Origin of the sequence: Clavibacter tessellarius (assembly GCF_001618005.1) — a bacterium.
GTDB lineage: Bacteria > Actinomycetota > Actinomycetes > Actinomycetales > Microbacteriaceae > Clavibacter > Clavibacter tessellarius_A.
Genome location: NZ_LQXA01000047.1, coordinates 60,450 through 73,002, shown reverse-complemented (window position 1 = coordinate 73,002; position 12,553 = coordinate 60,450). Strand labels below are relative to the sequence as shown.

Genomic DNA, 12,553 nt, shown 5'->3' with positions numbered 1-12,553 from the left:
CCGGCACCGAAGGACTTCACCGTGACCCACTCCCAGGACCTCTTCGACCGCGCACGCGACGTCATCCCCGGCGGCGTGAACTCGCCCGTCCGGGCCTTCGGCTCCGTCGGCGGCACCCCCCGCATGATGGTGAAGGCCGCCGGCCCCTACGTGACCGACGCGGACGGCGTGGAGTACGTCGACCTCGTCAACTCGTGGGGCCCCGCGATCCTCGGCCACGCCCGGCCCGAGGTCGTCCGGGCCGTGCAGGACGCGGCCGCGCTCGGCCTCGGCTTCGGCGCCACCACGCCCGCGGAGACGGAGCTCGCGGAGCTCGTCACCGAGCGCGTGCGCGTCGCGGGCGTCGACGGTTCCGCCGACCGCCGCCCGATCGAGAAGCTCCGCCTCGTGTCCACGGGCACCGAGGCCACCATGACCGCGATCCGCCTCGCCCGCGGGTTCACCGGCCGCGACCTGCTCGTGAAGTTCGCCGGCCACTACCACGGCCACTCCGACAGCCTCCTCGCCGAGGCGGGCTCCGGCGTCGCGACGCTCGCGCTGCCCGGCTCGGCGGGCATCCCCGAGGCGATCGCCGCGCAGACCGTCGTCGTGCCGTACAACGACCTCGACGCCGTGCGCGCCGTGTTCGCCGAGCACGGCCCGCGCATCGCCGCCGTCATCACGGAGGCCGCCGCCGCCAACATGGGCGTCGTCCCGCCGCTGCCCGGCTTCACCGCCGAGCTCGCGCGCATCGCCCACGACAACGGATCCCTGCTCATCTCCGACGAGGTGCTCACGGGCTTCCGGGTGCACCCCGCCGGCTACTGGGGCCTCGACAACTCCGGCCTCGCAGCCGACCACCCGGACGCCTGGACCCCCGACCTCGTCACGTACGGCAAGGTCATCGGCGGCGGCCTCCCCGTCGCCGCGCTCGGCGGCCGGGCCGACGTGATGGACCACCTCGCGCCCCTCGGCCCCGTGTACCAGGCGGGCACCCTCTCCGGGAACCCGGTCGCCGTCGCCGCGGGCCTCACGACGCTGCGCCTCGCGGACGCCGACGTGTACCGCGCGCTCGACATCGCGGCGGACATCCTCATCTACGCGGTCGAGCTCGCCTTCGACCGCGCCGGCCTCGCGTACTCGGTGCAGCGCGCGGGCAGCCTCTTCAGCTTCACCTTCGGCACGCCGCCCGAGCGCGGGATCGTCGACTACGCCACCGTGCAGGCGCAGGAGACCTGGCGCTACCCGGCCTTCTTCCACGCGATGCTCGACCAGGGCGTGAGCCTGCCGCCGTCGGTGTTCGAGGCGTGGTTCGTCTCGGCCGCCATGGACGAGGCCTCGCTCGACCGCGTGATCCGGGCGCTCCCCGCCGCCGCCCGCGCGGCCGCGGACGCCCGCCCGCCAGCCTGATCCGTCGTGCGCGAGGCGCGTCAGAGCGTGATCGCCGCGTACCGCTCCAGCTCGACCCAGGAGTCGCGGCCGTCCTCCGGCGTGCCGACGCGCGCGGTCGCGGGCACCCCGAGGCGGTCGGCGGCGGCGAGCTGCGCCACGTCGAAGCCGGTGAGCGCGCCGATCTCCCCCACGGCCACCTGATACGTGCGATACGGCCCGAGCTCGGGCGCTCCCGCGGTGGCCGGCTTCCGGTCGAGGTCGCCCAGCTGCGGCGCCTGGTCGAGGAGGTACGCCGTCGCGGCCAGCCGGCCGCCCGAGACCCAGGCGGCGATCTTCCAGAACATCAGCGGGATCCGCACGCCCCGGTACACGGGGTCGTCCGCCGAGAACACGGGGCCGGTGAGGACCGTCATGCGCCGGTCGCCGAGGTCGGCGTTCTCGAGCACGAAGTCCTCGAGGCCGAGCCACAGCTCCTTCGACTGGTTGAACTCCGCGGCCTGCGGGGCCGCGTTCGTGTACGCGAAGGTGTCGGCGCTCGCGCGGGCCGCGTCCGCGATGCCGCCCCACACCGGATCCCGCCGCCGCACCAGGTGACCGCGGTCGATGTCGTTGCGCGCGTAGAGCTCCGGGCCGCACTGCTGCTCTTCCGGGAGACGCGGATCCAGGTGCCAGTCGTCGGTGCGCTCCACGTCGACGAGGCGCGCGCCGTCGATGTTCACGGCCGTGAGCGCGGCGAGCCGCCGGTCGGTGTCCATGAGCACGGAGAAGTGCAGGTAGTCGAGGCGCACCGGCCGGGCGTCGGCCGGGGGATCGGGCAGCGGGAGCGGGATGGGCAGGAAGTCGAGGTCGTAGCCGTCCATGCCCGGAGCCTATGCCCGCCCTCGGACACACGACCGGGCGGCGGGGTGGACGCGCGGGGGACGGCGGGCGACGGGCGTCCACGCACCCGACGCGACGGGCGGGCGCCGCGCGAGCGGGGGACCGAGCGCGCGGGTCAGGCCCGGCGCAACGGCGCCGTGGTGCGCCCGCGCGCCAGCTCCGCGAACACGTCGGTCGTGAGCCGGTACGCGTGCTCGACCTCGGCGACGACGCGGGCGCGCTCGTCGTCGTCCCACGGCACCTGGTCGAGCGCCTCGCGGTAGGTGCTGCAGAAGCGGCGTGGCTCCGCGATCTCGGCGAACAGGTAGAGGCCGACGCCGTTGGTGTCGAAGCCGAACTGCCGCTGGAGGAGGGTGCGGAGGAGGCGCCCGCCGGAGAGGTCGCCGAGGTAGCGCGTGTAGTGGTGCGCGACGAAGCCGCCGACCCAGACGGAGGCGACCCGCTCGATCCGCTCGACGTACGCGGCCGTGCTCGCGAGCGGGCGGACGACGTCGCGCCAGTCGGGCCCGACGAGGAAGTCGAGGTCGGCCTCGATGGCGGGGAGGCGGGTGAGGTGCGGGTCGATGAAGCGCGCGGCCACGGGATCCGCCGCCATGCGCTCGGTCGCCGCCTCGATGGCCCGGTAGATGAAGTAGTGCTGCGCGACGAGGGCGACGTAGTCGTCCCGGCAGCCGCGGCCGGTGACCAGCGCCGTCATGAACTCGTCCGCGTCGGTCGCCTCGGCGCGCGGTCGCGCGCGGTCGCGGAGGGCCTCGGTGAGCAGGACGACGGTCATGATGTAGGTGAGCCTAACCTCATCTGCTGGCCGGGCGGAAGGGCCCACGCGTGCTGTCCGGCCGACCCCGGGCCGGAGCTCAGGAGGCCGCGGCGAAGAAGACGAGGCCGAGCAGCGGCGGGACGCCCTGGACGAGCGCGGGGATCAGGTACTTCTTGCCGGTGCTCGCGATGATGATCGACGCCAGCACCATGCACGCGGTCGTGAAGAGCACGAGCGTGAGGCCGGCGGGCACGTTGCCGACGAAGTAGAGGATGAGCCCGAGGCCGGCGCCGAGCGCGAGGAACAGGTTGTAGAAGCCCTGGTTGTACGCCCACGGCTTGATGATGAGCGCCTTCTCCTGGTCGGCCACGCCGAAGCGCTTCCAGGCGAACGGCTTCTCGAACCAGACGCTCTCCAGGAGGAAGAAGAACACGTGCAGCAGGGCCGCCAGTCCGACGAAGATGGTCCCGGTGGCGGCTACTGCGGTCATGATCCCTCACTCCGGCGGCAGCGTGCCGCGTCGCGCCCAGGCTAGCGCGCGGGGGACGGGCACGGGGCCCGGCGTCGGCGGGTGCTAGGCGCGCACGTCGACGACGACGCGGCCGCTCGAGGCGCCCGCGAGGATCCGCTCGCCGGCCGCGATGGCGTCGCCCAGGGGCACGGTCGTGGTGACGGAGTCGAGGAGCGCGAGGTCGAGGTCGGTCGCGAGCCTGGCCCAGGCCTCGCGGCGGAGCGCGGCCGGCGCCTCGACGGAGTTGATGCCGGCGAGCGTCACGGCCCGGAGGATGAACGGGAGCACGGTGCCCGACAGGTCCGGCCCCTGGGCGAGGCCGGCCGCCGTGACGACGCCGCCCCACCGGGTCTGCGCGAGGACGTTGACGAGGGTCGCGCTGCCGACGCTGTCGACCGCGCCCGCCCAGCGGATGCTCTGCAGCGGCTTGCCGGGCTCGCCGAGCGCGCTCCGGTCGATCACCTCGGCGGCGCCGAGCGCGCGGAGCCGGTCGCCGAGCTCGTCGACGCGGCCCGTGGACGCGACCACGCGGTGGCCGAGGCGCGCGAGGAGGGCGACCGCGATGGATCCGACCCCGCCGCCCGCGCCGGTGACGAGCACGTCGCCGGATCCGGGCTCCACGCCGCCGCGCTCGAGCGCGAGCACCGAGAGCATCGCGGTGAAGCCGGCGGTGCCGATCGCGGCGGCGCGCGCCGCGGAGATGCCGTCGGGCACGCGGACGAGGGCGTCGGCCGGCACGCGCACGCGCTCGGCGAGCCCGCCGTCGCGGCTCTCGCCGAGGCCGGCGCCATTCAGCACCACCAGGTCGCCGGGGGAGATGGAGGCGGACCCGCTCGCGGCGACCGTGCCGACCGCATCGATCCCCGCCACGAGCGGGCTCGTGCGCGCGATGCCCGGGCGGCCGCCGAGCAGCATGCCGTCCTTGTAGTTCACGCTCGAGAACAGGACGTCGAGCACGACCTCGCCGTCGCCCGGGCCGTCGGCGCCGCCGGTCGCCCGCTCGTCGGGCAGGTCGCGCAGCGCGACCCCGATGCCCGTCGTGCCGTCGTCGGCGACGGTCTTCTCGGCCACGAGCGCGCGATACGTCATGCCGTCACGCTACGCCCGGCGGTCGGGGCCGGCGAGGCGTCGCGCGCGGCGGCGTGACCCGGCCGGATCAGCCGAAGAGGATCGCGGCCTCGTCGTAGCGGTGCTGCGGCACGGTCTTCAGGCGCCCGAGCGCCTCCTCGAAGCCGACGTGGACGATGTCGGTGCCGCGGAGCGCGACCATGCGGCCCCAGTGGCCGTCCCGCACGCTGTCGACCGCGGCGAGGCCGAGGCGCGTCGCGAGCACGCGGTCGTACGACGACGGGGTGCCGCCGCGCTGGATGTGGCCGAGGGTCGTGGCGCGCGTCTCGATGCCGGTGCGCTCCTCGATGATCGGCGCGATCTGCTCGCCGATGCCGCCGAGCCGCGGGCGACCGAAGGCGTCGAGCCCGCGCTCGCCGTGGGCGTCGGAGGCGTGCTCGGGGATGAAGCCCTCCGCGACCACGACGAGCGGCGCGCGACCCCGGTCGTAGGCGGCGCGCACCCAGCCGATGATCTGGTCCATCGACGTCTTCTGCTCGGGGATGAGGATCGCGTGCGCGCCCGCGGCCATGCCGGAGTGCAGCGCGATCCAGCCGACATGGCGGCCCATGACCTCGGCCACCATGCAGCGGCTGTGCGAGTCGCCCGTGGTGCGGAGGCGGTCCATGGCGTCGGTCGCGATCTGCACCGCGGTGTCGAAGCCGAACGTGTAGTCGGTGGCGTCGAGGTCGTTGTCGACGGTCTTGGGCACGCCGACGATCTTGAGCCCCGCATCGGTGAGGCGCTTCGCGGCCGCGAGCGTGCCCTCGCCGCCGATGGCGAGGATCGCGTCGATGCCGAGCCGGTCGAGGTTCTCCTGGATCCGCTCCACGCCGCCGTCGCCCTCGAACGGGTTCGTGCGGCTCGTGCCGAGGATCGTGCCGCCCTGCTTGCCGATGCCCTGGATGTCGCGGCGCGCGAGCGGCATGACGTCGCCGTCGACGACGCCCCGCCAGCCGTCGCGGAAGCCCACGAACTCCTGCTTGTGGATGGTCGTTCCCTTGAGCACCGCCCCGCGGATCACCGCGTTGAGTCCGGGGCAGTCTCCGCCTGAGGTGAGGATTCCGATGCGCACACGTCCATCATGGGGCACGGCCCCGCGAGACTGGGCGGATGCACACGGACCCGGGCGGACGCCCGCACCCCTCGCCCCGCCCGGTCGACGACCTCGACGTGCTCGCACGCCGTGCGCTCGGCCTCGTGCACGACGGCCGCCGGGCGGTCCTCGGCATCGCGGGCAGCCCCGGCGCCGGCAAGACGACGCTCGCGCGGGCGCTCACGGCGCGCGTCGACGCCCGGGCGGGTGCGGGCACCGCCGCGTACGTGCCCATGGACGGCTTCCACCTGGCGAACGCGACGCTCGACCGGCTGGGCCGGCACGACCGCAAGGGCGCGATCGACACGTTCGACGGCTGGGGCGTGCTCGCGCTCGTGCGACGGATCCGGTCCGAGACCGATCACGCGGTGTACGCGCCGTCGTTCGACCGGACCGTCGACGAGGGCGTCGCGGGGGCGGTCGCGGTGGAGGCGGGCACGCGGCTCGTCGTGATCGAGGGCAACTACCTGCTCGTGGACGAGGATCCGTGGGCGCTGCTGGCCGCCGAGCTCGACGAGGCGTGGTTCTGCGCGACGCCGGGCGAGGAGCGGTTCGCGCGCCTGGTCGACCGGCACACCACGGGCGGTCGGGCGCCGGATGCCGCGGAGGCCTGGGCCCGGGAGGTCGACGGCGCGAACGCCGTGCTCATCGAGGGGACGCGCGGCCGGGCCGACCTCGTGGTGGCGGGCACGGCGCCGGGCGTCCCGGCGGCGGTCGACGGGTAGCGGCGCGCGGACGGGCGCGACGACGGCCCGGATCCGCTCGGCGGACGCGGACGCGCACGCGGCCGAGGAGGGTCGGGGGCCGTGCGTACCCTGAGGGGATGGACGACGGCGGCGGCGAGGCGACCGCCCCCGACGCGCGCACGGCCTACGTGCCCGACCGCGAGGTCGACCTCCGGCTCGTGCTCCGCCCCCTCTTCCGCGGCGCCGCGGATCCGACCTGCCGCTGGGATCCGGCCCCGCCCGGCTCCCGTCGCGCGGGCGTCTGGCGCACGGCCCGCACGCCGCTCGGCGACGCGTCGCTGCGTCTCGATGCCCGGCCCGACGGCGGCGTCGACGCCCGCGCCTGGGGGCCGGGCGCCGAGTGGGCGATCGACGGCGTGCCCGAGCTGCTGGGGGAGGGCGACGACTGGTCCGACCTCGACGTGTCCGCGCATCCGCTCCTCCGCGACGCCCGCCGCCGCCTGCCCGCGCTCCGGCTGATGCGCACGAACCACGTGCTCGAGGCGATGGCCGCGGCGGTGCTCGAGCAGAAGGTGACCGGTCTCGAGGCCCGGCGGGCGTGGCGGCAGCTGATCCTGGCGCACGGCGATCCCGCGCCCGGCCCGACCCCGGTCGGCATGCGCGTGCTGCCGTCGCCCGAGCGCTGGCGGCTCATCCCGTCGTGGGAGTGGCACCGCGCGGGCGTGGATCCGAAGCGGTCGCGCACCCTCATCGCCGTCGCCACCTCGGCCGCGGGGCTCGAGCGCACGCTCGCGCTCGGGCGGGGGAGCGACGAGATCTCGCGGCGGCTGCGGTCGATCCCGGGCGTCGGGATCTGGACGGCGGCGGAGACCACGCAGCGCGCCCACGGGGATCCGGACTCGGTGAGCGTCGGCGACTACCACGTGCACGACACCGTGGGGTGGGCGCTCGTGGGCCATCCGGTCGACGACGACGGCATGCTCGAGCTGCTGGAGCCGTGGCGCGGGCACCGTCAGCGGGTGATGCGCCTCATCGAGGCGAGCGGCTTCCGGAAGCCGCGGTTCGGCCCGCGCATGACCGTGCAGGACCACCGCGGGCACTGACCGCGGGAGGCGCCGATCCCCACCGGCATCGGGACCGACCGGTGCCGCGCGCGGTTCAGCTGTCGGCGGCGATGCCGTCGGGGAGCTTCGCGCCGGCCTTCGTGAGGGCGTCGACCAGGTCCTGGCCGGCGACCGTCTTCACGATGTCGCCCTGGATGCGGAGCGTCGGCGTGCCGGTGACGCCGGCGGCGGTCGCGTCCGAGGTGTTATCGGTGATCCACGACGAGTACTTGCCCTCGGCCACGCAGGTGCGCGCGTCGCCGGAGGAGACGCCCTGGGTCGTCAGCCAGGTGACGAAGTCGGCGTGGGTCCACGAGTCGGTGACCGTGGAGTGGTTGTCGAACAGGGCCGAGTGCACGGCGGGCCACTTGTCGGGCTCCTCGGCGAGCACGCACGCGGCGGCGCTGCCGGCGACCTGGCCGTACTTCGTGACGATCTGGATGGGGTGGTACACGATGCGCACCTGGCCCGTGGCCGCGATCCTGTCGAGCAGGGGGCCGGACTCGGCCTCGTACTGCGCGCAGTGGGGGCACGAGTAGTCCTCGAACACGTCCAGGGTGACGGGGGCGTCGGCCGCGCCCACGCTCACGCCGTGCGGCTCGGTCGCGACGCGCACGGTGTCGCCCGTGGACAGCTGCGCCGTCGTGTCCTGCTTCGGGCCCGCGGCGCTCGCCGCCTGCGACTGGCCGAGGAGGTATACGCCGCCGGCGATGGCCGCGATGACGACGACGAGCCCGCCCGCCACGGAGAACTGGGTGATGAGGCGACGGCGCTTGCGGCGCCGGTCGTCGAGGGCCCGCTCGATGCGTGCCTTCTCGCGGATCGCGCGTACCTTCTCGTTCTCATGACGGGCCATGCGCACGATCCTAGGGATCCGCGCGCTGGTGCCCCTGGGAGGCGCCACAGCGCCTCGTGCGGATAGGCTCGGCGGGTGCCCGAAGACGTGTCGTACTCCCCCCGCCTCCCCACCGGCCAGCAGCACGAGCTCGTCGCGGAGGTGGACGGCCGCACTCAGCGCATGGTGATCGCGGAGGTCGGCGCCGCCCTCCGCGTGCTCCAGGTCGACGGCGCGGACCTCGTCCAGTCCTACCCCGACGAGGCGCGCCCGCCCTTCTGCAGCGGCATCGTGCTCGCGCCCTGGCCCAACCGGATCCGCGACGGCGTCTGGCAGCAGGGCGACGTGGTGCACCAGCTCGACATCACCGAGGTCGACCGCGAGAACGCGATCCACGGCCTGCTCCAGCACTCCCCGTACCGCCTCGTGGAGCGCGACGACGTGTCGATCACGCTGGCCGCCGACGTCCACCCGCAGCACGGCTACCCCTTCGCCCTCGAGACGAGCGTGCGCTACGAGCTCACGGGGTCCGGCGTCCGGGTGACCCACGGGATCCGCAACGTCGGCGTCCAGGACGCGCCCGTCGCCGTCGGCACGCACCCCTTCCTCCGCGTCGGCGACGTGCCCACCGAGGACCTCGAGGTCGTCATCGACGCGCCCACCCACATCGAGGTGGACCCGGTGCGCCTCAACCCCACGGGCGTCCAGACCCCGGTCGCGGGCACCCGGTTCGACCTGCGCCAGGGCGTGCGCGTGCGCGACGCCCAGCTCGACGACGCGTGGGCCGACGCCCGCGTGGTCGACGGCGTCACCCGGCACGGCGTCCAGGCGCCCGACGGCCGCCGCACCGAGATCTGGGCCGACGGCGAGTTCACCTACTGGCAGGTCTTCGTGACGCCGTGGTACCCGGTCGCGGACGGCCACGTGTGGGCGGTCGCGGTCGAGCCGATGACGGCGCCCGCCGACGCGTTCAACTCGGGCGACGGCCTCATCACCCTGGAACCCGGATCAGAGTGGACCGGCACCTGGGGCATCGACCTGCACGACTGATCCGCGCTGGTCGGAAACCGAACGCGCGGGCGACGGGCGCGGACGACCGTCCTAGCGTCGGAGCATGACCGACGACACCGCGACCACCGCTCCCCTCGACGCCATCACCGGGGTGCACCACGTGCGCCTCTCCGTCACCGACCTCGCCCGGTCGCGCGCCTTCTACGAGGGCGTCCTGGGGCTCACCCCCGCCATCGAGAGCGAGGGCGACCCGAGCGACCCCGCCGTGCGCGAGGATCCGGCGCAGTACTTCGGCGGCGTCATCTACGGCATCGGCTCGCAGCTGCTCGGCCTCCGTCCGATCGCGGGCGACGACGCCGCGTTCGACCCCGAGGCACGCGGCCTCGACCACGTGAGCCTGCAGGTCGGCTCGCGCGACGACCTCGTGCGCGCGGCCGCGCTCTTCACGGAGCGCGGCATCTCCCACGGCGAGGTCGTCGACTTCCCGACGGGCATGTCGATCCTGTCCGTGCAGGACCCGGACGACATCAACGTCGAGCTCGTCGTCGCCGGCTGAGCCCGCTCGCCGCGGATCCGCTCCGCCGCGCGTGCGTCGGCGCTCCGGCTCAGACCGGGCAGCGGACCTGCGTGCGGGGGCCGGACCGGTCGATGACGTGATCGGGCATCGGCTCGCCGCACATCGGGCAGAGGCGGCTCATCGGCTCCTGCACGGGCTCGTCGTCGTACGGGCCGAGGGGCGGCGCGCCGAGGTAGGGACGCAGGCGCTGGTTGAAGCGCTCGACGGCGCGGCCGAAGCCGCCGGCGCGGCTCCCGCCCTCCGGGCCATCGGCATTTCCCCGCTTGCGTAACATCTACCCAGTGTACGTAGCAGTCCACGGGATGGCGGTCGAGGAGAACGCGATGACGACGACGGATCCGCTGGCGCTCGAGAGCCAGGTGTGCTTCCAGGCGGTGGTCGCCGCGCGGTCCGTGGTGGCCGTGTACCGGCCCATCCTCGAGCCGCTCGGGCTGACGCATCCGCAGTACCTCGTGATGCTCGCGCTCTGGGAGCGCAACGACCGCTCGATCTCCGACCTCGGGGCCGCGCTCCAGCTGGAGCCGGCGACGCTGACCCCGCTGCTCAAGCGCCTGCAGGGCGCGGGGTTCGTCGGCCGCGCGCGCAGCACGGTCGACGAGCGCGTGGTCGTGGTCTCGCTGACCGACGCCGGACGCGAGCTGCGCGGGCGCGCCGTGCACGTGCCCGCCCAGGCGGCGGCGCGCACGGGGCTCTCCATCGCGGAGCTCGAGGCGCTGCGCGACGCGCTCGACGACGTGGTCGGCCGCCTGAACGGCGCGGCGGCCGAGGCCGACGCGGGATGCGGGCGGGGCGACGGCGCGGGCGGCGAGGACGACCGGGCGGCCTGACCCCGGTGCGGTACCGCGGGGCGGGTCAGCCGGCCGGGTCGAAGGGCGTCCAGCTCGCGTCGGTCACGCGCGTCGTGCCGTCCACGGCCTCCACGGAGAGGGCGGCCGCGTCGAGCGAGCCGACCGTGGCGGTCGTGAGCACGGCCGTGTCGCCGTCGACGAAGGCCTCGACGACCCGGTCGTCCACGACGAGGTCGAGCGTCACCGGATCCCCCGGCGCGGAGTCGGGGAGCGGCGCCGTCGCGGGCCGATCGTAGGCGTCCGGCATGATCCCGTCGGGGTCGTCGTCGCGCACGACGAACGCCTGCCGCCGCTCCGCGTCGTAGCCGACGGTGACCGTGCCGCCCTCGGGGGAGGAGAGGCGCACGCGGGTCTCGCGCGCCGGATCCGCCGGGTCGGGCACGAGGGTGAGGCGGAGACGCGACGGGCCGCGCGGCGCCTCGGCCAGCGGGATCGTGCCGGACGCCCGGGCGTCGGCGATGGGCCGGGCCTCGCCCTCGCGTCCGGCCAGGGCGTCGAGGGGCGCGGACCGCAGCGCCCATCCGGCGCCGTCGCGCACGAGGCGGAGCTCCCGCACGATCGACTGGGCGCCGCCGGAACCGCCGTCGCGCAGCGGCAGCCGGCCCGCGTAGGCCCAGCTGCTTGCCCAGCCCATCGCGTACCGGCGGGTGGGGGCCGCGGCGTCGCCGGCGGGATCCGCCCACGTCACGGCCGCGTAGAGGTCCGCTCCCCGGTCGAGCCAGCGCGGGGCGTCGTCATCGGGCGTGAAGCGCTCGCCGTCGAAGTCACCGACCCAGTACGCGGTGCCCGTGCCGCGGCCCTGGGCGGCGCCGTCCGCGCCGGCGGCGAGGACCCAGCGGACGCGGCCGGGGTCGTCCGGGCTCGTGAGGGGGAACACGTCCGGCGTCTCGAGCGTCCCGAGGTCGTCGCGGGCGAAGTCGGAGCGGTAGGTCCAGCGCAGCAGGTCGGGCGACGTGTAGAAGCCGATCCGTCGGCCCTCCGCGAGCGCCATGCTCCAGCGGCCGTGCGCGGCGTCCCACACGACCTTCGGGTCGCGGAAGTCGGGGCCGCCCGGGTTCTCCATCACGGGGTTCCCCGTGTACGCCGCGAACCGGTATCCGCCGTCGGTGGAGTAGTAGAGGGACTGGCGCTGCACGCCGTCCGACTGCTGCGTGAGGATCGCGACGACCGTGCCGGCGCCGAGCCCGGAGGTGTTCGCGGTGTCGACCACGACGCTGCCGGTCTCGGCGTCGCCGAGCGGGGTGTCGTACTTGTCGATCGCGATGCCCTCGTCGTGCCACGTCACCATGTCCGGCGACGTGAAGTGCCGCCACGAGGATCCGTTCCCGCCGGGGTGGTCGCCGTTGACGAGCGCGTAGGCGTGCCACACGCCGTCGAGCTGGAACGGCCGCTGCGGGTCGTTCATGAACTCGTCGGACGGGGCGATGCGGATGCCGTCGGGCGCGGACCGCGGCGCGGGAGGCGGGGGCGCGACGGGACCGCGGTCGGCGCCCGTGATGCCGCGGACGGCGACGACGAGGGCGGCGACCAGGAGGATCGCGACGACCGTGACGAGCGCGCGCCGGTGGCGGCGGGCGAGGGGGCGGACGCGGTCGCGGATGCGGAGCGCGAGGCCGGCGGCGGGCGGCGCGGATGGAGCGGGTGATGCGGTCGCGGGCTGAGCGTGCTCCGGGCGCGGCGGGATGGAGGTCATGTCGTCGAGCTCCTCGCGTGGTCGATCGGGGGGCAGACGGGTGGCGGGACGGAGCGGGAGAGCATGCACCGCCGCACGA

General features: G+C 75.0%; 14 protein-coding genes. 6 read left to right on the top strand and 8 right to left on the bottom strand.

Features of this window, described 5'->3' with window-relative positions; genetic code table 11:
- Positions 1–21 precede the first annotated feature (21 nt).
- Complete coding sequence (gene hemL, locus AWH51_RS12575; RefSeq protein ID WP_063072409.1) at positions 22–1,389, top strand: glutamate-1-semialdehyde 2,1-aminomutase; 1,368 nt, start codon at positions 22–24, stop codon at positions 1,387–1,389.
- A gap of 20 nt (positions 1,390–1,409) precedes the next feature.
- On the opposite strand, the gene AWH51_RS12570 is transcribed toward hemL, so the two are convergent.
- The 5 genes from AWH51_RS12570 to AWH51_RS12550 all read right to left on the bottom strand — a co-directional run bounded on the left by AWH51_RS12570 (position 1,410) and on the right by AWH51_RS12550 (position 5,700).
- Positions 1,410–2,231, bottom strand: a complete 822-nt coding sequence (locus tag AWH51_RS12570; protein ID WP_063072408.1) for a DNA/RNA non-specific endonuclease — start codon at positions 2,229–2,231, stop codon at positions 1,410–1,412.
- A 134-nt stretch (positions 2,232–2,365) separates the two neighbouring features.
- Complete coding sequence (locus tag AWH51_RS12565; RefSeq protein ID WP_063072407.1) at positions 2,366–3,025, bottom strand: heme oxygenase (biliverdin-producing); 660 nt, start codon at positions 3,023–3,025, stop codon at positions 2,366–2,368.
- A 79-nt stretch (positions 3,026–3,104) separates the two neighbouring features.
- Positions 3,105–3,497 carry a DUF1304 domain-containing protein gene (locus AWH51_RS12560; RefSeq protein WP_063072406.1) on the bottom strand — a complete coding sequence of 131 codons (393 nt, stop codon included), beginning with the start codon at positions 3,495–3,497 and terminating at the stop codon, positions 3,105–3,107.
- An 84-nt stretch (positions 3,498–3,581) separates the two neighbouring features.
- Entirely contained in the window at positions 3,582–4,607 is a 1,026-nt protein-coding gene (locus AWH51_RS12555; protein ID WP_063072405.1) for an MDR family oxidoreductase, read from the bottom strand.
- Positions 4,608–4,674: 67 nt separating this feature from the next.
- A complete protein-coding gene (locus AWH51_RS12550; RefSeq protein WP_063072404.1) occupies positions 4,675–5,700 on the bottom strand; it encodes a 6-phosphofructokinase in 1,026 nt (341 codons plus the stop codon).
- Positions 5,701–5,738: 38 nt separating this feature from the next.
- Between AWH51_RS12550 and AWH51_RS12545 the strand changes: the two genes are divergently transcribed.
- Together AWH51_RS12545 and AWH51_RS12540 are read left to right on the top strand one after the other, a co-directional pair.
- On the top strand, positions 5,739–6,446 hold the full coding sequence (locus AWH51_RS12545) for a nucleoside/nucleotide kinase family protein (RefSeq protein ID WP_063072403.1): 708 nt from the start codon (positions 5,739–5,741) through the stop codon (positions 6,444–6,446).
- Between the two features lie 98 nt (positions 6,447–6,544).
- Entirely contained in the window at positions 6,545–7,510 is a 966-nt protein-coding gene (locus tag AWH51_RS12540; RefSeq protein ID WP_063072402.1) for a DNA-3-methyladenine glycosylase family protein, read from the top strand.
- Between the two features lie 55 nt (positions 7,511–7,565).
- On the opposite strand, the gene AWH51_RS12535 is transcribed toward AWH51_RS12540, so the two are convergent.
- Complete coding sequence (locus tag AWH51_RS12535; RefSeq protein ID WP_063072401.1) at positions 7,566–8,366, bottom strand: thioredoxin domain-containing protein; 801 nt, start codon at positions 8,364–8,366, stop codon at positions 7,566–7,568.
- A gap of 75 nt (positions 8,367–8,441) precedes the next feature.
- Between AWH51_RS12535 and AWH51_RS12530 the strand changes: the two genes are divergently transcribed.
- Together AWH51_RS12530 and AWH51_RS12525 are read left to right on the top strand one after the other, a co-directional pair.
- Entirely contained in the window at positions 8,442–9,395 is a 954-nt protein-coding gene (locus AWH51_RS12530) for an aldose 1-epimerase family protein (protein WP_063072400.1), read from the top strand.
- Between the two features lie 64 nt (positions 9,396–9,459).
- A complete protein-coding gene (locus AWH51_RS12525; protein WP_063072399.1) occupies positions 9,460–9,912 on the top strand; it encodes a VOC family protein in 453 nt (150 codons plus the stop codon).
- 49 nt (positions 9,913–9,961) lie between these two features.
- Here AWH51_RS12525 and AWH51_RS12520 read toward each other — a convergent pair whose 3' ends face one another.
- Positions 9,962–10,207 carry a hypothetical protein gene (locus tag AWH51_RS12520; protein WP_063072398.1) on the bottom strand — a complete coding sequence of 82 codons (246 nt, stop codon included), beginning with the start codon at positions 10,205–10,207 and terminating at the stop codon, positions 9,962–9,964.
- A gap of 49 nt (positions 10,208–10,256) precedes the next feature.
- Here AWH51_RS12520 and AWH51_RS12515 point away from each other — a divergent pair, with 49 nt between their 5' ends.
- A complete protein-coding gene (locus AWH51_RS12515) occupies positions 10,257–10,760 on the top strand; it encodes a MarR family winged helix-turn-helix transcriptional regulator (RefSeq protein ID WP_063072397.1) in 504 nt (167 codons plus the stop codon).
- Between the two features lie 25 nt (positions 10,761–10,785).
- Here the strand turns inward: AWH51_RS12515 and AWH51_RS12510 are convergent, their stop codons facing one another.
- Positions 10,786–12,474 carry a glycoside hydrolase family 32 protein gene (locus AWH51_RS12510; RefSeq protein WP_063072396.1) on the bottom strand — a complete coding sequence of 563 codons (1,689 nt, stop codon included), beginning with the start codon at positions 12,472–12,474 and terminating at the stop codon, positions 10,786–10,788.
- Positions 12,475–12,553 lie beyond the last annotated feature (79 nt).